Origin of the sequence: Alteromonas sp. CH_MED4-4, from assembly GCF_037029575.1 — a bacterium.
In the GTDB taxonomy this organism is placed as follows: domain Bacteria; phylum Pseudomonadota; class Gammaproteobacteria; order Enterobacterales; family Alteromonadaceae; genus Alteromonas; species Alteromonas macleodii.
In genome coordinates this window covers 18,090-43,689 of sequence record NZ_JAYMEU010000037.1, presented here as the reverse complement: position 1 = coordinate 43,689, position 25,600 = coordinate 18,090, and the positions used below count along the sequence as shown (strand labels likewise).

General features: G+C 43.6%; 25 protein-coding genes. 19 read left to right on the top strand and 6 right to left on the bottom strand.

The features are described 5' to 3' along the window. The coding region (locus tag WA381_RS18955; protein WP_336146761.1) for a Tn3 family transposase at nucleotides 1–196 on the top strand (196 nt) is incomplete at its 5' end. 12 nt (nucleotides 197–208) lie between these two features. Here WA381_RS18955 and WA381_RS18950 read toward each other — a convergent pair. The 3 genes from WA381_RS18950 to WA381_RS18940 all read right to left on the bottom strand — a co-directional run bounded on the left by WA381_RS18950 (nucleotide 209) and on the right by WA381_RS18940 (nucleotide 4,293). Further along, nucleotides 209–784 carry a hypothetical protein gene (locus tag WA381_RS18950; protein WP_156087390.1) on the bottom strand — a complete coding sequence of 192 codons (576 nt, stop codon included), beginning with the start codon at nucleotides 782–784 and terminating at the stop codon, nucleotides 209–211. 1,435 nt (nucleotides 785–2,219) lie between these two features. Continuing rightward, the gene (locus WA381_RS18945; RefSeq protein ID WP_069945556.1) at nucleotides 2,220–3,626 is read right to left on the bottom strand and encodes a heavy metal sensor histidine kinase; all 1,407 of its coding nucleotides are present in this window, start codon (nucleotides 3,624–3,626) and stop codon (nucleotides 2,220–2,222) included. Then, complete coding sequence (locus tag WA381_RS18940) at nucleotides 3,610–4,293, bottom strand: heavy metal response regulator transcription factor (RefSeq protein WP_156087391.1); 684 nt, start codon at nucleotides 4,291–4,293, stop codon at nucleotides 3,610–3,612. The genes WA381_RS18945 and WA381_RS18940 overlap by 17 nt, the downstream gene beginning before the upstream one ends. A 747-nt stretch (nucleotides 4,294–5,040) precedes the next feature. On the opposite strand from WA381_RS18940, the gene WA381_RS18935 reads away from it, so the two are divergent. From WA381_RS18935 to WA381_RS18895, 9 genes are all read left to right on the top strand, one after another. Beyond that, complete coding sequence (locus WA381_RS18935; protein ID WP_012516831.1) at nucleotides 5,041–5,550, top strand: DUF411 domain-containing protein; 510 nt, start codon at nucleotides 5,041–5,043, stop codon at nucleotides 5,548–5,550. After that, a complete protein-coding gene (locus tag WA381_RS18930) occupies nucleotides 5,550–6,914 on the top strand; it encodes a TolC family protein (RefSeq protein WP_014996986.1) in 1,365 nt (454 codons plus the stop codon). The genes WA381_RS18935 and WA381_RS18930 overlap by 1 nt, the downstream gene beginning before the upstream one ends. Further along, nucleotides 6,911–8,929: an efflux RND transporter periplasmic adaptor subunit gene (locus WA381_RS18925; protein WP_156087392.1), complete on the top strand. Its 2,019-nt coding sequence runs from the start codon at nucleotides 6,911–6,913 to the stop codon at nucleotides 8,927–8,929. The genes WA381_RS18930 and WA381_RS18925 overlap by 4 nt, the downstream gene beginning before the upstream one ends. Continuing rightward, nucleotides 8,926–12,063 (top strand): efflux RND transporter permease subunit, encoded by a 3,138-nt coding sequence (locus WA381_RS18920; RefSeq protein WP_020742692.1) that lies wholly within the window; start codon nucleotides 8,926–8,928, stop codon nucleotides 12,061–12,063. Before WA381_RS18925 ends, WA381_RS18920 begins: the two co-directional genes overlap by 4 nt. Before the next feature lie 257 nt (nucleotides 12,064–12,320). Then, nucleotides 12,321–12,713, top strand: a complete 393-nt coding sequence (locus WA381_RS18915; RefSeq protein WP_156079163.1) for a copper resistance CopC family protein — start codon at nucleotides 12,321–12,323, stop codon at nucleotides 12,711–12,713. 8 nt (nucleotides 12,714–12,721) lie between these two features. After that, on the top strand, nucleotides 12,722–13,636 hold the full coding sequence (locus tag WA381_RS18910) for a copper resistance D family protein (protein WP_049587497.1): 915 nt from the start codon (nucleotides 12,722–12,724) through the stop codon (nucleotides 13,634–13,636). 29 nt (nucleotides 13,637–13,665) lie between these two features. After that, complete coding sequence (locus tag WA381_RS18905) at nucleotides 13,666–14,127, top strand: YybH family protein (RefSeq protein ID WP_278345682.1); 462 nt, start codon at nucleotides 13,666–13,668, stop codon at nucleotides 14,125–14,127. A 34-nt stretch (nucleotides 14,128–14,161) separates the two neighbouring features. Beyond that, nucleotides 14,162–14,644 carry a YybH family protein gene (locus tag WA381_RS18900; protein WP_012516840.1) on the top strand — a complete coding sequence of 161 codons (483 nt, stop codon included), beginning with the start codon at nucleotides 14,162–14,164 and terminating at the stop codon, nucleotides 14,642–14,644. Nucleotides 14,645–14,658: 14 nt separating this feature from the next. Next, nucleotides 14,659–15,357, top strand: a complete 699-nt coding sequence (locus tag WA381_RS18895; protein ID WP_014996994.1) for a heparan-alpha-glucosaminide N-acetyltransferase — start codon at nucleotides 14,659–14,661, stop codon at nucleotides 15,355–15,357. Between the two features lie 496 nt (nucleotides 15,358–15,853). Here the strand turns inward: WA381_RS18895 and WA381_RS18890 are convergent, their stop codons facing one another. From WA381_RS18890 to WA381_RS18880, 3 genes are all read right to left on the bottom strand, one after another. Beyond that, the gene (locus WA381_RS18890) at nucleotides 15,854–16,609 is read right to left on the bottom strand and encodes a hypothetical protein (RefSeq protein ID WP_012516842.1); all 756 of its coding nucleotides are present in this window, start codon (nucleotides 16,607–16,609) and stop codon (nucleotides 15,854–15,856) included. A 9-nt stretch (nucleotides 16,610–16,618) separates the two neighbouring features. Continuing rightward, nucleotides 16,619–16,930: a hypothetical protein gene (locus WA381_RS18885; RefSeq protein ID WP_012516843.1), complete on the bottom strand. Its 312-nt coding sequence runs from the start codon at nucleotides 16,928–16,930 to the stop codon at nucleotides 16,619–16,621. A gap of 99 nt (nucleotides 16,931–17,029) precedes the next feature. Then, nucleotides 17,030–19,147 carry an SDR family NAD(P)-dependent oxidoreductase gene (locus WA381_RS18880; protein WP_156087393.1) on the bottom strand — a complete coding sequence of 706 codons (2,118 nt, stop codon included), beginning with the start codon at nucleotides 19,145–19,147 and terminating at the stop codon, nucleotides 17,030–17,032. Nucleotides 19,148–19,580: 433 nt separating this feature from the next. Here WA381_RS18880 and WA381_RS18875 point away from each other — a divergent pair, with 433 nt between their 5' ends. The 9 genes from WA381_RS18875 (at nucleotide 19,581) to WA381_RS18835 (ending at nucleotide 25,598) form a co-directional block, all read left to right on the top strand. Continuing rightward, nucleotides 19,581–19,754 carry a hypothetical protein gene (locus WA381_RS18875; protein WP_012516845.1) on the top strand — a complete coding sequence of 58 codons (174 nt, stop codon included), beginning with the start codon at nucleotides 19,581–19,583 and terminating at the stop codon, nucleotides 19,752–19,754. A gap of 8 nt (nucleotides 19,755–19,762) precedes the next feature. Next, a complete protein-coding gene (locus tag WA381_RS18870) occupies nucleotides 19,763–19,978 on the top strand; it encodes a hypothetical protein (protein ID WP_012516846.1) in 216 nt (71 codons plus the stop codon). Nucleotides 19,979–19,993: 15 nt separating this feature from the next. Beyond that, complete coding sequence (locus tag WA381_RS18865; protein WP_226434253.1) at nucleotides 19,994–20,287, top strand: c-type cytochrome; 294 nt, start codon at nucleotides 19,994–19,996, stop codon at nucleotides 20,285–20,287. Between the two features lie 96 nt (nucleotides 20,288–20,383). Further along, a complete protein-coding gene (locus tag WA381_RS18860; protein WP_012516848.1) occupies nucleotides 20,384–20,815 on the top strand; it encodes a hypothetical protein in 432 nt (143 codons plus the stop codon). A gap of 72 nt (nucleotides 20,816–20,887) precedes the next feature. Continuing rightward, nucleotides 20,888–21,244: a hypothetical protein gene (locus WA381_RS18855; RefSeq protein ID WP_012516849.1), complete on the top strand. Its 357-nt coding sequence runs from the start codon at nucleotides 20,888–20,890 to the stop codon at nucleotides 21,242–21,244. Between the two features lie 28 nt (nucleotides 21,245–21,272). Next, nucleotides 21,273–22,118 carry a hypothetical protein gene (locus tag WA381_RS18850; protein WP_020742694.1) on the top strand — a complete coding sequence of 282 codons (846 nt, stop codon included), beginning with the start codon at nucleotides 21,273–21,275 and terminating at the stop codon, nucleotides 22,116–22,118. Continuing rightward, nucleotides 22,115–24,049, top strand: coding sequence for a 2Fe-2S iron-sulfur cluster-binding protein (locus WA381_RS18845; protein ID WP_156087394.1), 1,935 nt, complete (start codon nucleotides 22,115–22,117; stop codon nucleotides 24,047–24,049). The genes WA381_RS18850 and WA381_RS18845 overlap by 4 nt, the downstream gene beginning before the upstream one ends. After that, nucleotides 24,049–24,807 carry a hypothetical protein gene (locus WA381_RS18840; RefSeq protein WP_014996999.1) on the top strand — a complete coding sequence of 253 codons (759 nt, stop codon included), beginning with the start codon at nucleotides 24,049–24,051 and terminating at the stop codon, nucleotides 24,805–24,807. Before WA381_RS18845 ends, WA381_RS18840 begins: the two co-directional genes overlap by 1 nt. Then, entirely contained in the window at nucleotides 24,804–25,598 is a 795-nt protein-coding gene (locus WA381_RS18835) for a cytochrome c3 family protein (RefSeq protein WP_014997000.1), read from the top strand. The genes WA381_RS18840 and WA381_RS18835 overlap by 4 nt, the downstream gene beginning before the upstream one ends. Nucleotides 25,599–25,600 lie beyond the last annotated feature (2 nt).

Sequence of the window (25,600 nt, the reverse complement as noted above, 5' to 3'; positions counted from 1 at the left end):
CAAGGCCAGTAGTCTCAGCTTTGTGTCCAATGCCATTCTGTACTGGAACACCATCAAGATAAGCGACATTGTGGAGCTGCTTCGGCAGCAAGGGGAGGAAATCGACGACGAGACCTTATCTCATATCTCGTTGTTGCCCTATAAGCATGTGTTACCCAACGGTACATACTTTATTGAAGATGAGGAGAAGGGATGATTCGACGGAAACCTACGGTTTCGACGTGGTCACTGGGTTCAAAACCGTAGGTTCTCGTTCAAATGCCCCCGCGGGTCCTAATAAGCTTTCTAACTCCTGAGGCGTTTTCCCCTTCATCGTCCAGCGTCTCGATTCTTTATACAAGAGGTCACTGTTCTCTTTGATCAAGTTCACCGCCGCCCTAAAAAGTGAAGCACCAGATACTTCACGCACTTCATCACTAGGAAGGAGCAATGAAAAATTAGCGATGGGAGGCACATCATCTTTCAATTCTACTGTAAAGTTATCACTGTATTCGCTATGAAGCGCCAAACCACTTGCAGGACTCTTAATGGGTACTTTCGAGATGATATCGTTAAAGAAGATATCATTAATCAATCGAAACTTTGTCTTTGGACGGCTAATATACACTTCTGCAATGACATCCCCCTTTTTTACCCAGCTGTACTTGTTCGGCTTATAACTTACTGTGTCGGTACCACCAGCGTGGGTGAATACGCTACCTATCAGGCTTGGCATAACAAGCACTTCAGTGCCAAAAGTAACGCCATTAGGTATAACGCCGCTCTCTCGTTTATCTTGCATCACAGAAGGACTCTCCCTCTAATATGTTTTAGACCTGTACCAAGCGTTCAATTACGTAAATCGGCAAACAACGAATTGGCCAAGGAACGGCTACTCACCAAATAACCATTAGGTTTCGGTGACTCCCATTTATTACATCTGTCACGTCTGCAGGTACTACGACTCACACGTTCATCCACGCAGTACTTCTGTGGCGCTCGCTTTTCAGGAAAGGAAGGTATTTTTTTATAGACAGGGTATTTCTTGTTACCGATGACAACGACGGTGGGCTCATAAGGGAAACCCCAGCTGAATTCTTCAAAAGCATTACAGTGAGGCAAATGGGGGCGGATTTGATAGTCTTCTGTATAGAATTGCTGTGTTGTCGTAGACCACCATCCTCTTGCTATCAAAAGCCCTTTGGTATAGTACCGAGGGGTACTATGTAGATATTAGTTCTGACTTTAAGTTTATCTGCCAGGTAGAGTTGTTAGATGGGCTTGCAAAACTTAACAACGCTGCGGTTGTACTTAGTGTTGTGCTTGCACTTGGGCTTACAAATTTTCTTGTTTCTCAAGCTAAGAAATTGATGGAAAATCTACGTCAGATAGATGTTCTCTTGGAGTTCGGTCTCTGTGACCACCATGGAAAGGCTGCTCTAGAATGGATGTATAACAATTTAGACGCAGCCTACAAGATAATGGTTAATTGACGTAGCCGATTGGTAAAAAGCTTCAGTGACAGCACTAATATCGGGTCACCTAGCTGCGATAGTAAACACCCTGCTAATCGGTTTGATTTTTCTGAACAACATTTTATTGGGCAAACTCTTGACACTCCAACAGTATCAACTTGGGTTCGTTTTGATAGCAGTTTAGTGACATAGTTGTTAGCTGCTTTTTCCAGGATAGATCTTGGTAGACTCCTGCGCAATCCGTTTTTCGAAAAATAGCATTTTGGCTTTTTATAAACATACACAATGGCACTGATATTTGTGGCGTCACCGTCCGAGCGTGTGGGAAAATTTCAAACGATGCGAATGAAATAGTCCTAAGTGTGATTGGCCACAATGAGTCAATGATGACGACTATTATAGCAGCTGAAACAACACGACAGATGTGCGTTTTCCATCTGGCTCCAGGTGTTTTTCACTGTGAGCAGGTTATCATTCTTTATCCAATAATTGAGGAACTGAAAAATGAGTTTCCCAATTTGGTAGTGAGGCTCTAGGCTTGGTTTTTTCCGAAGGTATTAATCAACTTATTCCGAACTGTTAGATCAATCGTTGATACACACAAGTTAAGCCTATACCAGCAACTGTATTAAGATTAATGATGAAATGTCCAGTTTTATGAAGCAGGTGTTGGAAAGTGCAAACATGACAAATGAGGGGAAGTGGCCGATACATCAGCTTCAGAAAGTGACCACCTGTTTAGATTCCAGGACGAAGTTTGATTGATTATTTGTGGAATGAAACAACAAATACGGTTAAGTTGTCATCTGAGCTAACCGTTAGTTTAGCTCCGTTCATGTGAAGCAATGAACGAGCGATAGTCAATCCTAAACCAACGCCTTGACCATGATTTTTTCGTGAAGGGTCTGCTCTAAAAAAGCGATCAAAAAGTCTCTGAAGATGGTCATCAGAGATTTTCGGGCCTGGATTTGAAACGGTAATTTTTGTATGTTCATCGTTGGTAGATACTGCTACCTTAACAATCGCGTTTTCGAAGGAATATCGAATTGCGTTTGATAATAGATTACTCATAGCTTGTCGAAACATGGACCTATCGCAATCAATTGTGGCATCGGCCCCTCGGATGCGAATTTGAATTTGTCTTTCTTCTGCCAGTAGTTCAAAATACTCAACTAATTCTTGAAGCTCTGCTCGGCAATTTAGTCGCTCTAACTGTGGCTTGACGAGTCCATGTTCCGTTTTGGCTAGAAGTAACATGTCACTGACCATCTTGGTCATACGTTCGTATTCTTCCAAATTAGAATATAAAATATCAACATATTCACTTTCAGTGCGCGGTTGATTCAGAATAACCTGCGTTTGAGTTGTCAGGTTTGTGACCGGTGTTCTCAATTCATGCGCAATGTCCGCAGAAAAATATGAAAGTTGCTCAAAGCCAGCTTCGAGTCGTTCAATCATAGCATTAAACGACCCCACTAATCCTGCGAGCTCGACCGGTACCTCTAAAGGATTTAGTCGGATATCGAGCTTGTCAGCAGTAATAGAACCTATTTTTCTACTCAGTTTTCGTAGCGGCGAGTGGCCTCGATACACAGCAAAACGTGCCACTATTATCGTGATCAAACCAGACACGAAAATAATGCCCCATAACGTCTTTTCAAAGTCTTCCATGTAATTCATGTGAAATTCCATGTTGGAGGCTACCACAACACGGTATGTAGACTTATTCTGACCAGTGCTGACGGTCACGAGAGCTTCAGTTGCTCGCAACATATGGGATCCATCAAAAAAAAGTGTCAACATATCAGGCGTTATGAGATCGTTGTCAAACAATTGACCGGGGTATTTGTGCAAGTTAACGCCTTTACTCGAAAATACGGATTCTCCATCTTCATTTTGCACAAGGTAATAGACTCCATGATGACCAGACACTGCTTCAACGAGGATACTCGAAGGTGCCACCTTTTCAGTGTATGCTTCGCTAAGCTTTCGTTTTACAGCATGGAATACCTCATTTAATTCATCAGCATCCTGTTCAGCAAAATGCGTTGCAATTGATTGTTGAACGATTAAGCTGATTATTGTAAGGCACAAAAATACGGTAATGCCAACAAGTATAGTGACTCTAAACGCAAGAGAGTTTGGCCGTTTTAGTTTATTCGTTACTATCATCTACACTCATTTTATAGCCCATCCCCCTGACAGTTTGAATTAGCTTTACAGGAAAGTCATCATCAATTTTTGCGCGCAATCTTCGGATAGCGACATCAATGACATTCGTGTCACTGTCAAAATTCATGTCCCATACCTGAGAGGCGATCAAAGAACGGGGCAATACTTCACCTTGACGTCTGACTATTAGTTCAAGCAATGTAAACTCTTTAGTCGTCAGATTGATTACTTTGCCACCGCGCTTCGCAACGCGAGAAGGGATATCAAGCTCCAAATCTGCAATGTGTAACGTGTTGTTAGGGACAGACGTCCCTCTCCTGATCAAGGTGCGCACTCTTGCGAGGAGTTCCGCGAAAGCAAACGGTTTAACCAAATAATCGTCTGCGCCTAACTCAAGTCCTTTGACTCTGTCATTAACGTGATCGCGAGCGGTTAAAAAAAGAACGGGTGTAAATTTACCAGACTCTCTCAATGAAGACAGGATTTTCCAACCTTCTATGTCGGGCAGCATTACATCGAGTACGATTAATTCATAATCACCAATCATCGATTTGTGGTGACCATCCAGGCCAGTCCTTACTAATTCTACAACAAAGCCGGATTCAATTAGCCCTTGTTTGATGTAATCGCCCGTTTTTACTTCGTCTTCGACTACAAGTATTTTCATGGTATGTGATTAACCTGCTGCATAGCTTTAATTCAATGGAGTAAGCCTGTTGAATACACCGCAATCGTAAAATGCTGTTAGTATACTAATAATAAAACGTATGCCAGCAACCAACAGAGTATTCAATATACTAATGAGCGCGCCACATCGTAGCTCGAAGTCGCAAATATTCAACTAAAAATACATTTTCGCTATCAATATCGCTCATGATTACAAAATTGTAATGTCAAGGTAATCTGTCTGTCAGGGCCATTTGATATTCTCATTGCCGTAGCTAATCCGTGAAAACGCGTTTCATTAAAGGAGTCAGGTTTAAGTGAAACTTTCATTCGTCAAATACCTCTTTGTTATCGCTTTGTTGAGCGTGCAAGTAAGCGGGTCTTTCGCGAGTGTAGCTACGCCATGTGCAAGCGATATGGTGCATGAAATAGATAACAGAATCGGTCATCACATGGACCACTCATCACACGACGCATCAGAGAGTTGTTGCAATCAAAATTGCTGTTGTCCCATGGCAGTCTTTCAGCTCGGCATGTTGGCTGGGGAGAGTTTCGAAACACCAAAACTGTTGAACACCCCAGCCCTAAGCAAACAAACAAGGCTGCATAAAGTCTTTATCGCTATACATTTACGCCCCCCAAAATACTCTCTCGTGTAATTAGATTAGTCGATGTAAAGACTAACAGTTACTGCACGTGACGTTTCCATCGTAAAGCGTGCAAAATCCAATATATGTGAGAGTTGTTTATGAACAAAAATATACCGTTTGGGGCTTTGTTTTCTTTAGTCCTCTTTTTAACGGCGTGCAGTGATGTACTGCAGGCAAAGAATGATGCAAAGTCTGCAACACAGGCACCGAAATTCACATTACATGTCTACAAGAGTAGAACATGTAAATGTTGTCAAAAATGGGTGCGACATGTTGAAGAACATGGCTTTGAGACAGATGTGACAAATGTCACGCTAATGTCCGGAGTCAAAGATAAATATGGCGTCGAACCCCAGTATCGCTCCTGCCATACTGCTCTTTCTCAGGACGGGTTTGTATTTGAGGGGCACATACCCGCAAAATACATCCAACAATTTTTAGAAAACCCTCCTGAAGGGGTTTTAGGGTTGAGCGTTCCAGCCATGCCAATTGGATCGCCGGGCATGGAAGTTGACGAACGATTCCAACCTTACCTTGTATTGCAACTCAATGTAGATGGTTCAGTTACGACCTTTGCTGAAGTCAACACCTATGAGGAGCAATTCTAATGAACCGGTTTTGTCTTTTTGTTTCTATTTGGGGAGCGTTCTCGTTCTCGATGGTCTCTCCCGCTATCGCGAATGAAAAATTAACGCTCAAACGTGCAGTAGAAATAGCGGTAGAAAATGATCCATGGCTCGTTAGCAGTGCACATCGTGAACGTGCCACATTGTCCAGTAGTGTCGTCGCCTCGAGCCTACCAGACCCCGTTGTCAACATCGGTTTAGCAAATGTACCCACTGATGGTTTTGCGTTTGATCAAGAGCCCATGACTCAGCTAAAAGTAGGTGTGTCACAGATGTTTCCTCGTGGTGATTCGTTAGCCATAAGGTCTCGTCAATTGCGGGAGCAAGCAGCAGAGCATCCCCTGATGAGAGCCGACCGAGTGGCCAAAGCACGCGTTCAAGTATCAAACTTATGGTTAGAAATATATCGGGCGCAGCAAAGTGTAAAGCTAATTGATGAAGATAAAGCGTTATTTGAACAGCTCAGCGATATCGCAAAGGCAAATTATTCAACTGCCTTTGGACGCGTAAATCAGCAAGATATCGTTCGTGCAAAGTTGGAATTAACAAGGTTGGAAGACCGACTTACTAAACTACGAGCATTAGAAGAAAGAGCCACAGGGAAGCTTCTAGAGTGGCTAGTTAGAGATCAAAATTATCCAAGTCAATCGGGATTTGATGCCTTTTCTCGATTAACGTTGCCGCATGCCCTACCTGAGATCAAAAACATGGGGCAGAATATGAGAACAATACTTGAGCGCAGAGATCAACAATCGCTTGCAATGGTTCTCAATCAACACCCTTTGATCCTCTCGATAGAGCAAAGAATTCGCGCCAGCCAAACCGGTATTGACCTTGCCAAAGAAAAATACAAGCCACAATGGGGGGTTAACGCTAGTTACGCCTACAGAGACGACACGCCCGACGGTACAAGTCGAGCAGATTTTTTATCGATGGGTGTAAGTTTCGATGTACCTCTTTTTACAGAAAACCGCCAAGACCAAGAGGTTTCGGCTGCCGTAAGCCTATCTGAAGCCATTAAAACCGACAAGCGCTTAGTCCTCAGAGAAATGATGTCATACATCCAGTCTTTATATGCGGAAAATGAGCGATTAATGGAGCGACAAGCGCTGTACGAACTCGAATTGTTAGAGCAAATGCAAGAGCAAGCTGAGGCATCGCTCAATGCTTATACCAACGACGAAGGAGACTTTGCTGAGGTAGTGCGTGCTCGTATTGCGGATCTTAATGCCAGAATTGACGCACTGGATATCAGTGTGGATTTGGTCAAAACAAAAATTCAACTCAACTATTACTTTGATACCAACGCAGGTATTCCTTTGTCTCAAATCGGAGAACAACAATGAGCACAATTAAAGCACTCGTCATAGGCGGGGTAGCAGGCGGTATTATGACTGCGTTGGCATTCACGTTTCTGATACCATCTTCATCATCCACCGCGAATAATGAGCAAAACGAAGAGAAGCAACCGTTGTATTGGGTTGCGCCGATGGACCCAAATTACCGCAGAGACGAACCAGGAAAGTCTCCGATGGGCATGGATCTCATTCCTGTCTACGAAGAAAGTTCAAGTGGTGATGCGGGCCCAGGAACAATTACTATAGCGCCAAATGTGGAGAACAATCTTGGTGTTCGAACTGCGAAAGTGCAGCGCCGCGCGCTGCATGTCCCTATTAGAACTGTCGGGTACGTTCAATACAACGAAGAAACATTAATCCATGTGCATCCTCGCGTTGAAGGCTGGATAGAAACACTGCATGTAAAAGCATCAGGAGAATATGTTAAAAAAGGGGAACCACTTTACTCTCTATACTCGCCTGAGTTAGTGAATGCACAAGAAGAATTGCTGCTTGCTATGCGCAGAAACAACAAAGATCTGATCGTAGCTGCTCGTTCTCGCTTAAATGCATTGCAAGTGCCTGAAGACGTCGTGGAGACGTTAATAAAAACAAAAAATGTTCAGCAAACCGTTACCTTTTCCGCACCCCAAACCGGATTCGTAGATAATTTAAACATTCGAGAAGGTTTTTTTATAAAACCTGGCGTTACAGTCATGTCGATTGGTGCATTGGATGAGGTTTGGGTTGATGCAGAGGTATTTGAGCGACAAACCGCCCAAATAGTGGAAGGGTTGCCTGTTACTATGACATTAGATTTCCTCCCCGGAAAGACGTGGCAAGGCGTTGTAGACTACGTCTACCCAACCCTTGAACAGAGTACCCGCACACTGCGTGTGCGTCTTCGCTTTGCTAATCAAGATTATACGTTAAAGCCGAACATGTTCGCTCAAGTGACTATCCACTCTGATATGGATTCGACCAACTTGATCGTGCCAACCGAAGCGGTTATTCGAACAGGCAATCAAAATCGCGTTGTATTGGCATTGGGAGATGGAAAATTTAAATCAGTTGCAATCAAAATTGGGCGAGTGGTTGACGAGTTTACAGAAGTACTTGAAGGACTGATCGATGGTGACAGCATTGTCACCTCCGCTCAATTTATGCTTGATTCAGAGAGCAGTATTAGCTCTGACTTTAAGCGAATGGAACCCCCTGAAGAAAGTCCAACATCGGTCTTCACAGAGGTGATGATCACAGACGTGATGCCTTCTCACAACATGATAACTGCAAAACATGGTCCAATTCCAGAATGGGATTGGCCGTCGATGACCATGGATTTTGTGGTAGCGGAGCATATCAATTTAGCAACGGTCAAAGGTGGTTCATCGGCACATATCGAGATCAGTAAGCAAACTGATGGTCAATATGTGGTGACAACCGTGCACATTATCGATTCAGCACAAAGTACACAGGCGACGATGTCTGAAAGCGTTTGGGCTGAAGTCAAGATTAATTCTGTAATGGATGGGCATCGAATGATAAATGTCGATCATCCCGCGATAAAAGAGTGGGATTGGCCCGCGATGACGATGGATTTTAATGTGGCAGATAACATAACCTTGTCTGATTTGGCCTCTGGAACGCTTGCGCATATTGAAATTTCAAAATCCTCAAGTGGCGAATATCTTGTTTCTACCATTCATGTTGTTGAAGAGGCAAGTAGTGAAACAAGTACCGCTGTCGACGCTGTGTGGACTCAAGCAACGGTCAATGCAGTGATGAGTGCTAACAACCAGTTAAGCCTTGAACATGACACTATTGAGGCGTGGGATTGGCCTGCAATGACAATGGATTTCAACGTCGCTAATGAGATTGATTTATCTGACATTACCGCTGGTATGCGACTGCACATCGAAATTACCAAAACCCAAGACGGTGCGTACGTTATTACCACATTACATATACAAGCATCTGATAAAGGAACGATGGATCACAGCCAACATGAAGGAGCGCACGAATGATAGAAGCAATCATACGTTGGTCGGTCTCAAACCGCTTCTTTGTTTTACTCGCAACCATCATCATAGTCGGTGGCGGTTTAGTTACAATGAAAAATACGCCAGTAGACGCGATCCCAGATTTATCCGATGTCCAAGTGATAATCAAAACGAGTTATCCTGGTCAAGCGCCACAAGTTGTAGAAGATCAGGTAACGTACCCGCTAACGACCGCCATGCTTTCCGTACCGGGTGCACAAACGGTTCGAGGTTATTCGTTTTTCGGTGACTCCTACGTTTATATCATTTTTGATGATGATACCGACTTATATTGGGCAAGAAGCAGGGTGCTTGAATATTTATCGCAAGTTGCCCCCAATCTACCTGAAAACGCCAGGCCGCAATTAGGTCCAGATGCCACAGGCGTTGGTTGGGTTTATCTGTATGCATTGGTCGACAGAACCGGCCAACACGATATTTCTCAATTACGCAGTTTGCAAGACTGGTTCTTGAAATTTGAGCTCCAAACTGTGCCTGGCGTGTCCGAAGTCTCGGCGCTAGGGGGTATGGTGAAACAGTATCAAGTGAAAGTAGATCCTGAAAAACTCCGCGCTTACGGTATACCGCTTTCTCATATTCAGATGGCAATAAAGCGAGGAAATCAAGAAGTTGGGGCCTCTGTAGTGGAGCTTGCAGAAGCTGAGTACATGGTTCGTGCCACGGGGTATATTTCTGATAAGAAGGATATCGAAACCATTCCTCTTGGCGTCAATGACAATGGCACACCGCTTTTAATAAGGGATATTGCCACTGTAGATATCGGTCCACAAATGCGCCGCGGTATAGCAGAGCTAAACGGCGAAGGGGAAACAGTCGGCGGTATTGTCGTGATGCGTTTTGGTGAGAATGCTCAAAAAACGATAGATGGCGTCAAAGCAAAACTAGAGGACTTAAAAAAAGGACTACCTGATGGCGTTGAGGTGGTCACTGTTTATGATCGTTCCGCATTAATTGAAAGAGCCGTTGATAACCTAGCTTCGAAACTAGTGGAAGAGTTTATCGTAGTCGCTTTGGTATGTGTCGCTTTTCTTTTTCATGTTCGGTCGTCACTCGTCGCAATCATCAGTATTCCTGTCGGGATCATTACCGCGCTAATCGTTATGTATATGCAAGGGATCAATGCCAATATCATGTCGTTGGGCGGCATTGCTATTGCCATTGGCGCCATGAGTGATGGTGCGATCGTTATGATTGAAAATATGCACAAACACATGGAAAAGACGCCTCTTACCAAGGAAAATCGCTGGCAGGTTGTTATCGATTCTGCGGTCGAAGTTGGACCTGCGTTATTTTTCAGTTTGTTGATCATTACGGTTAGTTTTGTACCTGTTTTTACGCTTGAGGCCCAGGAAGGGAGGATGTTTTCCCCTCTTGCTTATACGAAAACATATGCAATGGCTGCATCAGCGGCACTTGCGATTACACTGGTCCCAGTCTTAATGGGGTATTTTGTACGTGGAAAGGTTTTGCCTGAACACAAAAACCCAGTCAACAAGTTTTTAACGTTTTTATACATACCGACGCTCAAGACAGTTTTGCGCTTTCCAAAGTCAACGATGGTCGCAGCATTGATTGTCTTGGCTATCGGGCTTTGGCCAATTGATAAAATTGGTAGTGAATTTATTCCCCCGCTTGACGAAGGCGATTTGATGTATATGCCAACCACCTATGCCGGCATATCAATCGGGAAGGCACGAGAGCTTCTTCAACAGACCAACAAATTAATAAAAACCGTGCCAGAAGTAGAAACGGTATTTGGCAAAGTAGGGCGGGCGGATACGGCGACGGACCCCGCGCCACTGACCATGATTGAGACATTCATTCAATTGAAACCCAAAGAACAATGGCGAGAAGGGATGACCACGCAGGACCTTATTAAAGAGTTTGATGCAGTGGTCAATTTACCGGGCTTAACCAACGCATGGGTGATGCCAATAAAAACCCGAATTGACATGCTTGCCACAGGAATTAAAACCCCTGTTGGGATTAAAATTGGTGGTCCCGATCTAATGGAAATTCAAAAAATCGGCCAACAAATTGAGTCAATATTAACTGACGTCGATGGCACGGCTTCAGTGTATTCTGAACGCGTCGCTGGCGGTCGCTACTTGAAAGTCGACATTGATCGCGAAAAAGCCGCCCGATATGGGCTCAATATCGCTGATGTTCAGCAAATTGTCTCTAGTGCAATTGGCGGTGTTAACGTAACACAGAGTGTAGAAGGGCTGGAGCGCTATCCAGTAAATATTCGTTATCCGCAGTCATACCGAAGCTCTCCAGAGTCGCTTTCTTTGTTACCTGTAGTGACACCACAAGGAAAACGTATAGCCTTAGCTGATGTTGCTGACGTCTACATCGAAGACGGACCACCGGGTATCAAGAGTGAAAACGCGCGGCTCAATGGATGGGTGTATGTTGACATCGATGGTGTAGACATAGGCACGTATGTGGCTACCGCGCAGCAAGTTGTTGCTGAACAACTCGTTTTACCCGCCGGCTATTCAATTAATTGGTCTGGCCAATACGAGTATATGTTAAGGGCAAAGGAGAAGCTCACTTACGTTGTGCCTTTGACGCTCGCTATAATCGTTATTCTATTGTACCTCAACTTCCGAAACTTCATTGAAGTGGCGATTATTATGGGGACGTTGCCATTGTCGATGGTTGGCAGCATATGGCTTATGTACATCGAAGGCTTTAATTTCTCCGTGGCCGTAGGCGTAGGTTTCATTGCCTTGGCCGGTGTCGCTGTAGAAATAGGAGTCATTATGCTTGTATATCTCAATCATGAATATCAGGCACTGATGGATAGATGCAAAGAAGGGGGTACCTTACCGAGCGCCGAGATGTTGACCGAGGCAGTACTGCACGGTGCAGGATTGCGTGTTCGTCCCGTCATGATGACAACGGCCACTATCATCTTTGGATTGCTGCCGGTTTTATATGGCTCTGGTACGGGGTCCGAAGTCATGAGTCGGATTGCCGCGCCGATGGTGGGAGGAATGGTTAGTGCGATTATTCTGACACTACTCATATTGCCTGCCATTTATTTAATATGGCGCAAACAACAGCTTAAATACTTGGCTGTCGTTGCGTAATGAAAGGACCTGTTCGCCGTTCACATCGTTGGCTTATGCTGCTGGTCGGCGGGCAGGTGTTGTTTTGGTCGTTAAGCGGCCTTTACATGGTCTGGTTTGATATCTACTACATTCAGGGTGAACATTTTTTTACCTGGGCCCAGCGCGATGATGAAAGACGTCACAGGCTTGCTGATCGACAATACCATTGACCCAAATGCCATCAATATTGAAGCATTTGTGTCATCTATAACCCATCAAGTCTAAGGAGACTTCAAATGAAACTAATCTTTTCAATGCTCATGATAGCCTTAAGTTTTTCAACTTTTGCTCACACAACACTCAAGACATCTACGCCTAAGGATAATGCGATGTTGATGTCATCTCCACCTGAACTATCATTGGTTTTTACCAAGCCTGTAAGGTTGGCTAGAGTCACATTGCAATCGAAAAGTGGGGAAACCATTCCGTTTGAGTTTAAGCCAAGTACGGAACTCGCTAGTGCCTTTAGTTACGAATTACCCGGATTACCAGTAGATACATACACTGTCAATTGGATGTTGCTAGGTCAGGACGGTCACAAAATGGAAGGGGCTTTTAGTTTTATGGTGCATGCTTCAATGATGAAACATAACGACAAAAAGCACGACAGCACGCACGGCAACCATTAGAGGACGCTATGGACATTTGGCAGTTGGGGTTGTTGATTTCAAAGTTTGGTGTTTATCTCGGCGTATCAGCGCTGCTTGGTGGTGGTTGGATTTTGTGCATTACCAATACTGATACTGACACCAAATTTACTCTACCCGCAAGCTTACAAACAACGGTAACAAGGCACATGCGTTTGTTTGCGGTCATTGGCATCATTTTTAGTGCTTTTGACTTTTTGTTTCAGGTTGGGCAGCTCGCTCAATCTGGATACGCTGGTATGTTTGACCCCGTTATGCGAGAGATGGTCGCGCATTCAACGCTCGGAGATGTTGCAAAAAGTCGACTAGTGCTGTTCGCAAGTGCGCTACTATATTTAACCTACTTAGGTCATTCAATTAGAAAAAATGCTTTTATTTCAAATCGCTCTCTTGGAATTTTCATTGTTATTGCGTTGGCAGGATTTGGGTATACATTTACATTAACTGGGCATACTCAACAGTTACAACCTAGTTTCAAGTTTATCCTGGCTGCTCATGCCGTTATTGCGCTCGCGTGGGTGGGTTCACTCTGGCCTCTTTCAAGGACGTGCGTAGCGCTTTCTAACCCCAATTTGCACCTCGTCATGACAAAATTTGGGAAATCGGCTGTATACCCCATTGGGGGGTTAATTATTGCTGGTTTACTACTGGCTTGGCAACTTGTGCGTTCTGTTAGCAGTTTGCTTGACACAAACTACGGCTTTGTATTGCTTGTTAAGCTGTTGTTTGTTGGTGCCATCTTTCTGATCGCGTTGTTACACAAACTGCGATTGGCTCCTCAGCTTTTAACCGGCATAACCAGTCCTCGAACGCTTCAAAAATCAATCCAAATCGAACTTTGTATAGGGATATCTATTTTAATGGTGACGGTGGTGTTAAGTACCGCCGTAGGCCCCAATTATTGAAGAAACACAAAATGAAAAAAATCTACTTGTTGTCAATCATACTCGTTCCTTTGCTATTAACTAACAGTGTTAATGCTCATGATAAATCGCATAACGACACCAGCAATAGTCCTATGTTCTCAGGGCTAGACTCCGACGCAGGAATAATAGCAAAACAATTCCACAAAGCACTCTCCGAGGCTAATGCAGAGACAGTCATGAGCTTACTTGCCGATGATGTCCTTATTTTGGAAGGTGGCAGAATTGAGCGCAGTGCCGACGAATATCGTGCACATCATTTGCAAGCAGACATGCAATTTTCATCTGCCGTAACCACGAAGACGATTGAGCATCATGTTCGTGTGCATGGTAATACAGCTGTCTCCATTTCAAGAAGTCACACTTCTGGAAACTATAAAGGTCGAGATATTGATAGGACAGGCAATGAAACGCTCTTTTTAACGCTGATCAATGGACAGTGGAAAATCAGTCATATTCATTGGTCTCACTAACTCCCCACCAAATTAAAATAAAAAGGTCAAAACGATGAAACTTTTCTATGCAAGCTGCGTTGTTATTTTTTTAGCCACATCACCATACATTTATGCGTCTGAGCAAACGAACGACGAAACCGAGATACTAGAAATGATCCAAGATATTGAAAAGGGGTGGGAGTCTGGTAACGGTATGCCGTTCTATCAACATTATCTTGGCCAGGTAGGTGCGCGTTACATTGAGTCAGGCGGTCAGAATAAAGGGTTAGAGGATTTGGTCAAAAATCATGTAGAGCCGGAAAAAGAGGTATTGAAACGATTGACCATTGATATTCTAGATATCGAAACAAACGTTGAAGGAGACTTCGCTTGGGCAGTTACGACAGTAAATGTTTCAGGAGAAGTACGCAAAACCGGCGCAGTTTTTGATAAAAAAGGATTTCAAACCTATTTGTTTCGCCGAACTGATGAAGGATGGAAGGTCATTCATTCGCATTCATCTACCCGTGATAATAAGCCACATAAGCACCGTTAACAACGTTGAATTCCGTGCAAAATCGCAATATCACATTGGATGCAATACGAACGTTAGCCATTGTGTTGATGGTTGTATTCCATTTTGCTTACGACCTTCGTTTCTTTGGTTGGGTTGATTGGAATGTCCCCAATGGAAAAGGGTGGAGGGAGTTTCGGTATGTAATATTGACGCTCTTCTTCGTGAGTGTAGGCGCGTCGCTCGTGCTCGGGAATTATCGAAAATTTAGTCTAAAAATGTTTTTACTGCGGCTGTTTTCCATAGCGTTCTGGGCCGCGGTAATATCGCTTTTTACGTATTATTTTTTTAATGCAAACTGGATATTCTTTGGCGTATTGCATTTTATTGCTGTAGCGAGTGTTTTGTGTGTTCCGTTGATTAGAAAACCCATATTGTCGCTGTTGTTGGGTTTTGTTGCGGTCACGTTGTTTAACATTGGCCTAGTATCCAGTAAATGGCCATTTAATCTGATCAGTTTGTCACTACCTCATTCTCCAAACGATTACGTTGCGATTTTTCCATGGATAGGTGTTGTATTGTTTGGTATTGCGATAGGGCACGTTTTGAAAAGCGGATTTGATCCGTTTGCAAAATGGAATATCCCGAATAACTTGACTCTTCTCGGACGGCATAGTTTAGCGGTTTACATATTGCATCAACCTATCTTTTTTGCGCTGTTTGGTACTATCTATTGGTTTAGCTCATCGGTGTAACTATGCACCTTTTACTTTGCCATAAATCACCTTCAGTAATTAATATCCGCTATGCTGCCGCAGACATAAAATTACGATGAGATATGCACATTATGAGGGAAGGTAGAGTCAAGGCAGCAGAGTAATGCTTGATAAACGCATATGCGCTTGCGCGCAAATGCGTGTGTCGATACACTCTCGATATCAACGCTAATGTGTTTACAGCAACGCAAGATTAATTCGGAGAAGATTGTGCTTTTAGTGCCAACAAACCCAGACTACCGTTAATACTCAAACAGTTTTGGTCGTTCTTCTTTGAAGTTGGTGTATTTTGACCACAAAGAGTTGCATTCTCTTGACTCTATTACGTCAGTTATTTGTCTTACAGTAGCCATATCGTTTTCTACCAGCAATGCAGACACTTGTGATAACATTTCGGCTTTAGCGGGTTGTTATTCAAAAATTTCATGAAGTCTCAAACATCCCCTGATAAAAACCAAGCTGTCTACCATGCAGATTACGCGAAAAATGAAACGCGGTAACCGCTCTGGTGTTTTGTATTCGCTTCGTTTAACCAAAAGAGTAAATTCTGCTCAAAAGCAACAAGGTTTTCATTGATCCGTTGCGTCGCATCGACATTCAATATACCAAACCGCGACATTTCAGCCTCATAAAATGCAAGATCTAGTAATGCTTCGTAATACAGCATTTTAGCATCTTCTAGCTTGTTTTTGACTTTTTCAAACCGTAAAATTGCGTGCTCTTGAATTGAAATCACTTCTCTTAATATGCTTGGATCACACCGAACCGTTGCTGTTTCATCAATTGAAGTAAGCGTTAAGTCGTTAAAAAACCGATCGTAACCATCTTCCACTAAGAACCGGCGAAGATATATGGAGACCGCGAGGTTTTTAAATATCAGCCCATTTTGTGTTTCTGTTTCTCCCATTAGATTTTCAAATGCTGTCTCTGCATATTGAACCTTGTCTAAATTTAATTGCTCAAGACGCCTTACTTCTTCCTTATGGTCTTGAGTGAGGCGAACAATATCGTTTTCGTGCCTCTCAGTCAGTGAATTAATTTGCCGCTGCGTGTTCATTTGTAGTTCTATCAGTTCACGATCCGTTGCTTCTCTCAAGGCAACTAAGTCGCTTTCAGCTTCATCTTTAACTGCCTTCGTTCGCGAACTTTGAACATGGTTCATCCAAGAAGCGAGTAGTGTTTCAGATTTAGTCGATTTATGCAGTTGATTTAAATGGGGTTGCAATTGCATTCGAATGTCTTACATGTTGAGAACCTGCAAAGACCGCTTTACCTGCTCTAACTCTTGAGCACTCAACTCACGTAACTCTGCGTCAGAAGCCTCTGAAATTTTCTTATTTGCGTCATCAATTTGTTGCTCAATCCGAGCCAGTCGCCTGTTGACTTCTGAACTCGAAAGGGTGGCATTTTCCAGCAAAATCAAGTCACGATTAATTTCATCAATTTGTGCTTTAAGACCAGTTAATCCTCTGTAAAAATCGCCATGCTCACGATCATTTGGATGTGCGAGCGATGATGACATCACAAGAAACAAACATATCCATCTTTTCATAAACTATTTCCTTGTTACAAGTAACCACAATGCCAATTCAATATGGGTAGAACATACGTTCACAATATCGAAATCGTCACAGCAATGACTAAAAGTTTTTTAGTCAGGGCGCAGAAGAGAGCTCATAAACAGACCAGTAGGATCGTATTGTTGTTTTAATAATTTCAAACGAGCTGTGTGTTGGCCGTAGTAAAGAGCAAGTGGCGACCCATTCCCCATGTCATAATTTTGGTAAGAATGACCATTAAAAAACGGTAATAGCAAATCGAAAGATTTATTCACCCAATCGATAACTTCAGTATCGTCACATTCAGCTTGAGTGATCCCTGTGATACTACAGACGAAAGAAGCGTTGCGGTGAATAAATGCCGAATCGTCAGCGTTTACATCCTGAATAGCGCCACAAAGCGGGTCTAGCATAAATCCACCTGAATTTCCCGGACAAGCTCGGTAACACGATAAAAGTGTTTCAATGAATTCGTCTGATAGCTCGCCTTCAATTATGCCATTTCGCCAATACAAACTCAGATCACTATCGTAGTCATTGGATTGGCATTCAACGTATTGCGACCGCCTACTTAACAATTTGGCACCGTCTTGCCATTTGGCTACAGAATCCAAACCCTGCACCGAGTCCTCACTAAACCCCATTATCGAAATTCGAGCTTTATCTTCCATCGATCGCGAGAGATATGCATATAGAAAAACCGATCTGTTATCACTGAGCACTGTTTTGCTATATTGCCTAAGAATAGATCGTGCGTGACATAATGGCCACTCGAGTATTCGGCCATCAATATTTTGGGGGGCATCGTGTAATTTAAACGTGATATCGGTCACAACGCCAAATTGACCATGGCCACACCCTTTTAATGCCCAAAACAAATCCGGATGTTGGGATTCTGTCACTTGTCTTACTTTACCGTCAGCAGTTATCAATCCAAACGCGAGCACATTGTCGCAACTCAAACCAAGCTTTCTGGACAAAAAACCGATCCCCCCTCCCAATGTTGCGCCGACAACACCAACATCGGGACAGGTACCCAAAGGAACCACTTTATTGTGTTGCGCTAGAAAATGGTCCAATTCACTATTTTTGACGCCTGCGCCGACGTTTACTGAGCTCTTATCAACATTCAGTACAGTTGTTTTAAACATCGACATATCAATTACAATTGCATTGTTAAGGACCGACATGCCACTTACACCATGCCCTTGACCCTTAATTGTAATGGATAAGCGCAACTGCTTTGCACATTTGACAATGTGTATAATATCGGTCTTTGTCTTAGGTTGAATAATTACTAACGGAAAACGCGAAACACCTTGATTGAATACTTTCCTGTTTTCTTCATATTCTGCACTACCCGGTGACCAGAATGCGCCGCCAACAAGACTTGCCAGTTCTACCAGGCTTGTTTCAGTAGCACGCGTGTCAATTGAATCAGTTTTTGTCTGTTTTGCAGGTGAAACTTCAACAATACTCTCTAGTAAATTCCAACTACGACTTCCAAAAGTGTTTGGCGTGACATCGCTTAGCAATTGTCGCAGATATTGTGCAACTAATCGGGGAGGTAAAAGCTTGTTTGCCGAAAACATACTGCGCATTAACTCCGATGCAGGCAAAACTCGATTTGAGGCTTGCCTTATCGTTTCCTGCATCTTCGTGTCGACGTTTCCAGGAGCCACAGTTGTAAAAACAGCAATATCGTTATCGACTTCACGTTGAAAACACTGGCACAGCATATTTAATGATGCTTTGCTCACACAATAAGCTGAGGCGCCAGCAACGGGTTGTACAGGCAAATCACTGGTTAAAAACATCACGCGGCTATGACTAAATTTTTTTAAGCATATCTGCGTTAAAAGGCGAGGTACTTCGACATTTATCCATTGGGTTGCCTCCCACTCATCAGGGGCGACGTTGCTAATATCTCCAAATGGCATGACAACACCTGCGCAATGGATCAGGTAGCTAAAGTGAGTATGCTGATTGACAACGTTTTGAAGGCTTTTAATACAATCCCTATTAGTGAAATCGATACACTCGATTCTGACCCTATCCCCATAAGACCTTTTAAGCTGTTGTAAAGTTTCTGGATTTCTACAAAGTGCTACGATCTGGATAAAAGGGTAGGAGAGTAGAAGCTCTTTTGTAAGCGCAAGTCCTATACCAGAGCTAGCGCCTGATATTAGTGCTGTCTGTTGATACAACATCTTAAAAGCCTATTTCGTAGAAGAGTGAAAGCTCACTTATATGTTTGATAGCTTCAGCATAAGTAAAGTCCTTGAATGGATAAATAAAGTTAATGGTTTGATTACAGAAATGTAATCAAACCGTAATCGATTCGTTGTGATGCTTTGATCTGAATCAACTACAGTTGAAATGAAATCACTACGATTAAATACATAAACATTTTATTAAGGTGCCTACGACGAACAAGGACAACTAGATATCACAGCCAATGGGTTTGATATCAACTTTATTAGTACTCACGCCATCATCAGAGGCGAGTATATTAAAACTGAAACGGACTCATTTGTTGAGCGAGATCATGAGCAAACTATTGACTCATTTTCACGCAATGGATGGTTTTTACAAGGTACTTTCTTCGTTGGGCATGCTTTTCAATCCCTAGGTAGTACTGAATTGGTCCTTGAATATGCTGAAACCAATAAAATTGAAGAAGCGGAGCGCTGGATGGTAGGTGTCAACTATTGGTTGGACCCTCGTTCAGTTATTAAGGTGGGCTATGAAGATACAGACGTAGTTGAAGGCCCTGATGATACACGGTTTGCTGTGCAATTCAGCTATGGATTCTAGGGGATATCATGAACAAGAAATTAATTATATGTGCACTAATCACATTTATTTCGTTACCGAACTTGGCAGACGATGAAACCACACTTTCTGGCGCAGAGTTAATTAATAACAACTGTGCGCGTTGTCATAACAGTAGGCCTGTGCGTGAGTTTTCTATCAGTGAGTGGAGAGTGATCATGCCACACATGCGCGAAAAAGCGCATTTAACCGGCAGCGAAGTATAAGCCATTCTTGAATTCATGGAAATAGCTTCTAGTCCTGCTCAACCGGTAGAGGTGACTCTGGCTAAATCATTAACAGTCAATCCACGTGACGTACTCACTCGATATGGTTGTCAGGGGTGTCATCAAGTGCAAGGCGCAGGCGGAACACTCGGTCCATCGCTGGATAATGTTATTAGCGAAAAAGGCAGGGCATTCTTTTTGCGCAAAGTTAAGGAGCCTCAATTTAATAACTCGTCGTCCGCAATGCCGCAAATGCCGATTACAGATGATGAGCTTGAAGCTTTAGCTGAGTTTTTATCGTCCATATAGCCTATTGACCTGAGTCTAAGACATTAGATTAAGGTGACAAGACGTAAACTTTAAACCTAAAACGCTCAACTGAGCATAATCAAAGGAAACAATCTTATGAAAAAGCTTACTTCACTATTACTGGCCAGTGCTTTAGTCGTTGCGCCAATAGCGACTTCTTTTGCATATCAACAGACTGACAAATCTGATATGCCGATGATGGATGGTCAGATGATGCAAAAGATGCAGACGCATATGGAAGAAATGCGCGCAGTATTGGATGCCGTTAAGAGTGAATCGGATCCGGAGAAGCGCGAAGCCATGTTGCATGAGCATGCCCAAAAGATGCAAGACATGATGGGCATGATGGAAGGAAGCGACTCGATGGGGATGAAAGCGGGAAAAGGAATGAAACACAAACACACTGATATGTCCACCGAAGACAAAATGAAAATGATGGAACAGCGTATGTCGATGATGGAAGACATGATGAGCCAAATGATGGGGCACACCGCTGAAAAGTCTAAACCAATACATAAACACAAATAGAGCTAATCACCACGTTACGAGGCAGGAGGTGACCTGCTGTCTCGCTTATTTCAATAATCACAGGAATTTTACATGAATAAATTAATTAAGTTTTTTTCAATTGTAGTCTTGTCAGTTGGACTCCTCGGAGGATGCGCAAGCCAGGTTTATCACGACTACATCATGAGTGGGCAAGTTGTTACAGTCGATGATAAGCAAGCAGTGGTATGTGTATCTGATACGGATGGTTTGAAGGAACATCAAGTTTTTAATGTCTATAGAACTGTCTACGACCCTACAGCAATCTCAGAAGGTGAAAACAGCTATTCACGAGAGTTCGTTGGGAAAATTCGTCTTGGAAAAACTAAGGATAAGCACTTCGCGGAAGCTATTGTGCTGGATGGCGAAATTACGCGTTATGACATGGTCGAGTTTGACCGTGGTTTTTGATTAATATTTTAATTAGGAGTATGCCGTTGTGAATAATAGAGTTTATCACCAACCCTACCGTATAGCGGTTATTGTGACGCTGGTATTAGTGAGTGTCTTATTCACAACCGCGTGCTCAGCAGTACCACAAAGTACTGAGCCAGACAAAAAAAACAATTCATCAGAAACTAAAGAAACTCAGCCTGAGTTAAACGTTGATGACTTCGCTAAAATCCAAACCGCTTTGCGCTCGTTAGACAATTCATTAGCGACCCAGCCAAAAAGCAATGAGAGTGTAAATCCGAGTGATACCAGTGTTTCACTCAATACATCATCAATGCCACTTTCAGCAACAAACACAATGAAAATGGGAAAGAGTAAGAATAAAGGCATGATGCCAATGCGCGGGAAATCGTGCATGGGAATGATGTGCAAAATGATGATGAAAAACAGCTCAATGATGGGTACACCACCTGAACAAAATAAAACACAGATATCTGGTTCTCCATTAAATGAAAGCTTACCCGGTGTCAGTGGAGCGCTGCATTTATACCACGTTGGAGAGCAAGCTTTTTTCTTAAACCACAAAGAGACACTCGAATTGACCGATGGTCAGTACCAAACGCTTCTCACGATCCGAACTGAATGGGAGTCTACTCAACAAAGCTTTACGCTGCAGCGAAGTGCGTTAGAAGCATCGTTGTGGGAATTGACCGCTCAGGGGCTACCTCAATACGACAATATCAAAGACACCATTGCTGAAATAGAAGCCACAAACAGCGCCTTGCGGTTGCAGTTTATTACATCGGTAGGGAAAGCGGTATCAGTATTAACGCCCTCTCAGATCGCTAAGATAAATAGCCTGTGGATGGCCGAACAAACAGGTGAGTTATGAGCATGTGGTGGCCACACACATCATTTTTTCTGCGTTACGCCGTCATTTTGAACGTTATGCTGTTATTCGCAACGACGAGCAGTTACGCACAGCAACAGCCAGAGGATAGTGAGCATGCGAGCCACCATCCTGAAGCTACCAATGATCCCACTGTCAACGCTAATACGGATGTTTTGCCGACTGCTACACAAGGTAAAGGACCGCTGGGCAATGCTGACGCCATGATGGGATCCGGTATGGCAAAAGGCATGGATAAAATGATGGAGAAAATGGGTGCACCCAAACCTAAAGATCTCTATCCCACGCTAATGCGCATGCATTCAGCTACACCCGAACAAAGAGAGACTGTTCTGATTAAAGCAACCGCAAGAATGCAACAAGGAAGTGAGCAACTTGCTACAGGTTTTGATTGGCTTGCCCGCGCAGCTGCCACTGATGACTATTCCCAAATGCAAATGGCTGTTGAAACAGTTAAAGAGGGTATAGCCCATTTTGACAGTGGTCTTGCTGCGAAACGTGCCATACAAGACGGGCAAGAACCACGAAGAGTGGCATTAACCTGGTTCAAGTCACAAATGAATTTGCTTCCCAGTGCGCCGGAAAAAGTTACTTCAACCCTATTTGGTATGACACCGTTTCACAGCGCAGTGATGCTCGTTTTACTCATATTTACAATTGTTATGGTGTATGTGTATGGATTTAAGATGCGCAGAGCTGCCGCGCTGCTCGAAGAGCTTAAGTCTACTGACACCGCAAGCACATCTGCGCCAACGACAAAAGTTTCCTCTGTTGTCGAATCTAATCCGGCTGCCCAGCAGCATGCTTCGGCACCTGCGCAAAGTAGCGAGCCAGCATTGTCATCCACTGCCTCATCGCGCAAGGGCACGTTTAGTGGCGGTATGGTAGTAACCGCGATTTTTAATGAAACCCATGATGTTAAAACGTTACGTCTAGCCAGCCCAGATGGACAAACCATTCCATTTGATTTCGAACCAGGTCAATTTGTCACGTTCACACTGAACATCGATGGTTTTGAAAAGCCAGTTAAGCGCTCATACACCATTGCATCATCGCCCACTGAACAGTATTACTTTGAAGTTACGATAAAGCGAGAGGAGTTCGGTGTGGTTTCTCGTTATATGCATGACGCGGTTGAGGTAGGAAATACGCTTTCAATTAAAGCCCCCGGCGGTAAATTTTATTTCAATGGTCATGGTTCAAACAGCGTGGTGTTGATTTCTGGGGGAGTGGGGATCACACCGATGATGAGCGCTGTCCGCTACTTGACGACGACGTGCTGGGACGGTGATATTTATTTTCTGTTTTGTACGCGAACGTCCAACGACTTTATTTTTGAACAGGAATTAAAATATCTGCAAGCACGTCATCCTCGGTTAAAAGTACTGGTCAGTATGACTCAAGCAGAGGGTACATCCTGGATGGGGCCCCAAGGCCGCTTTTCATCCGCAATGATAAACGAATTTGTGCCAGATATTGCCTCAAAAACTGCGCATATTTGTGGGCCTCCTGCAATGATGGATGCTACGAAAAAAATGCTAGCCGAATTGGGTATGCCTAACACGCATATTAAAACCGAAGCGTTTGGGGCTGCTAAACCAGAGCCCGCTCCCGTTAAACCTCAATTAGCCACTAACACCAACGCAGGCAACAACAGACAAGTACGGTTTAGTCTTTCAGACGTCGAAGCCCACGCGGGTCCGGATGAGACCGTATTAGACGTCGCTGATGGACTCGATGTAGATATAGAGAATTCATGCAGAGCGGGTTCGTGCGGGAGTTGTAAGGTGAAACTGCTACGTGGTGACGTCGATATGGAGGTTGATGATGGGCTGGAGCCTGAAGATAAGCTCAGTGGGTATATTCTGGCGTGCCAAGCTATCCCTAAATCTGATGTGGAGGTTGAGGCTTAATGAATTCTCAAGAGCGCACAATTGTAAGCAGCTTGGTTGTCCTAATGATCCTGCTATGGCTCGGTTTTTTATGGCATAGAGACCCAGCATTCCCAGGCAGTTTTATTGGATTTGGCGTGGGTTTAAGCGCTTCGGTATTAATGCTTATCCCATTGGTATACATGACCATTAAGCGTAACAAATCACTTAAGAAAGTCGTGACGAAGCACATCGCTATGCCAACGCTCCTGCGTATACATATCTATGCTGGTGTGCTGGGGCCTATTCTAGCGCTGATCCATAGTGCCCATCGTTTTGATAGTGCTACCGGAGTTTCGCTTGTTATCTTTATGATGGTCGTTGTGATCAGTGGGTTTGTGGGTCGATATGTACTCGGTCTTATTTCATCGAATGTGAAAGAGAAAAAGCGCCAAGTAAATGAACTCCACGTTGCGCTTTCTAACGCAAAACAGGCGTTGAAAGACGCAGTCTGTGATGACAGATATTCGACGTTTGCCCAAACATCCGCACGACATATTCCTTACATCACGTTAAATGTGCCTACTTCAGCACAAAGTAAATTGTTCAAACAAGAAAGCCAGGTTCTTTCTATCATTGATACAATTTCCGATGTTGAGTACAGCATTCTCATTCATGACACCGCGAAGGTGTGGTTTGCTCGTTGGTTAAAATTTCACATCGTGATTTCAATGACACTTTATGTAGTCCTGTTTTTTCACATTTTCAGTGAAGTTTACTTTGGACTGCGCTGGTTATGATGAAATGGATAATAATCGTTCTTGGCTTAGTTGCTGCTGGCTTTGGCGTCAGTCATTTCATTCATATGCCTGAAGATAGCGCACAAATTCCATGGGAAAAAATGGTTGAACCCGGTTCACTCAATAAAGCACATGCCTTTCTCGCGGATGACTGTTTGAGTTGTCACACACCGGTGAAGGGCGTTGAGCGTGACAAATGTGTGGCGTGTCATGCAAATGATACGCATATCGTTGCGCGTCAACCCACTGCATTTCATACCGACATCAAAGAATGTGCAAGTTGCCATGTAGAGCACAAAGGTGAATCGGCCAACATTTCGCTCATGAGCCATATAGCGTTAGTCGACATTGGTTTCAATATGCTCCCCAACCCAAATGTCCCGTTTGACGAGGGCGCTGCCACCATGGCGTTTTTGGAGAACATACTAGCGAATAAACAAACTCCTGAGCCCTTGTTTGTGCACCCTGAGGTCAGTGATAAAGAAGCCTTATTAAATTGTACGCAATGTCACAGCAACGATGATCGCCATTTAGGTCTATTTGGAGAGGATTGCGTGCAGTGTCACAGCACAGACAAATGGTCATTGCCAAAGTTTATTCACCCGTCGAGTCAATCACGTGATTGCAATCAATGTCATGAAGCGCCGCCCAGTCACTATATGCAGCATTTTAAAATGATTTCCGCCAAAGTGGCAGGCGAGCCTAAAGCTAAAGTTGAGGAATGCTATGCCTGCCATCAATCTACGTCCTGGAACGATATTAAGCGTGCCGGGTGGTATAAACACCATTAAGG

What these genes read in the sequence shown, in the direction of transcription:
- WA381_RS18870 (WP_012516846.1), top strand. Translation starts at nt 19,763, where the DNA reads ATGAACAAGAAATTAATTATATGTGCACTAATCACATTTATTTCGTTA.
- WA381_RS18855 (WP_012516849.1), top strand. Translation starts at nt 20,888, where the DNA reads ATGAATAAATTAATTAAGTTTTTTTCAATTGTAGTCTTGTCAGTTGGA.
- WA381_RS18860 (WP_012516848.1), top strand. Translation starts at nt 20,384, where the DNA reads ATGAAAAAGCTTACTTCACTATTACTGGCCAGTGCTTTAGTCGTTGCG.
- WA381_RS18935 (WP_012516831.1), top strand. Translation starts at nt 5,041, where the DNA reads ATGAACAAAAATATACCGTTTGGGGCTTTGTTTTCTTTAGTCCTCTTT.
- WA381_RS18900 (WP_012516840.1), top strand. Translation starts at nt 14,162, where the DNA reads ATGAAACTTTTCTATGCAAGCTGCGTTGTTATTTTTTTAGCCACATCA.
- WA381_RS18920 (WP_020742692.1), top strand. Translation starts at nt 8,926, where the DNA reads ATGATAGAAGCAATCATACGTTGGTCGGTCTCAAACCGCTTCTTTGTT.
- WA381_RS18910 (WP_049587497.1), top strand. Translation starts at nt 12,722, where the DNA reads ATGGACATTTGGCAGTTGGGGTTGTTGATTTCAAAGTTTGGTGTTTAT.
- WA381_RS18885 (WP_012516843.1), bottom strand. Translation starts at nt 16,930, where the DNA reads ATGAAAAGATGGATATGTTTGTTTCTTGTGATGTCATCATCGCTCGCA.
- WA381_RS18840 (WP_014996999.1), top strand. Translation starts at nt 24,049, where the DNA reads ATGAATTCTCAAGAGCGCACAATTGTAAGCAGCTTGGTTGTCCTAATG.
- WA381_RS18945 (WP_069945556.1), bottom strand. Translation starts at nt 3,626, where the DNA reads ATGATAGTAACGAATAAACTAAAACGGCCAAACTCTCTTGCGTTTAGA.
- WA381_RS18930 (WP_014996986.1), top strand. Translation starts at nt 5,550, where the DNA reads ATGAACCGGTTTTGTCTTTTTGTTTCTATTTGGGGAGCGTTCTCGTTC.
- WA381_RS18925 (WP_156087392.1), top strand. Translation starts at nt 6,911, where the DNA reads ATGAGCACAATTAAAGCACTCGTCATAGGCGGGGTAGCAGGCGGTATT.
- WA381_RS18915 (WP_156079163.1), top strand. Translation starts at nt 12,321, where the DNA reads ATGAAACTAATCTTTTCAATGCTCATGATAGCCTTAAGTTTTTCAACT.
- WA381_RS18865 (WP_226434253.1), top strand. Translation starts at nt 19,994, where the DNA reads ATGGAAATAGCTTCTAGTCCTGCTCAACCGGTAGAGGTGACTCTGGCT.
- WA381_RS18940 (WP_156087391.1), bottom strand. Translation starts at nt 4,293, where the DNA reads ATGAAAATACTTGTAGTCGAAGACGAAGTAAAAACGGGCGATTACATC.
- WA381_RS18835 (WP_014997000.1), top strand. Translation starts at nt 24,804, where the DNA reads ATGATGAAATGGATAATAATCGTTCTTGGCTTAGTTGCTGCTGGCTTT.
- WA381_RS18845 (WP_156087394.1), top strand. Translation starts at nt 22,115, where the DNA reads ATGAGCATGTGGTGGCCACACACATCATTTTTTCTGCGTTACGCCGTC.
- WA381_RS18890 (WP_012516842.1), bottom strand. Translation starts at nt 16,609, where the DNA reads ATGCAATTGCAACCCCATTTAAATCAACTGCATAAATCGACTAAATCT.
- WA381_RS18880 (WP_156087393.1), bottom strand. Translation starts at nt 19,147, where the DNA reads ATGTTGTATCAACAGACAGCACTAATATCAGGCGCTAGCTCTGGTATA.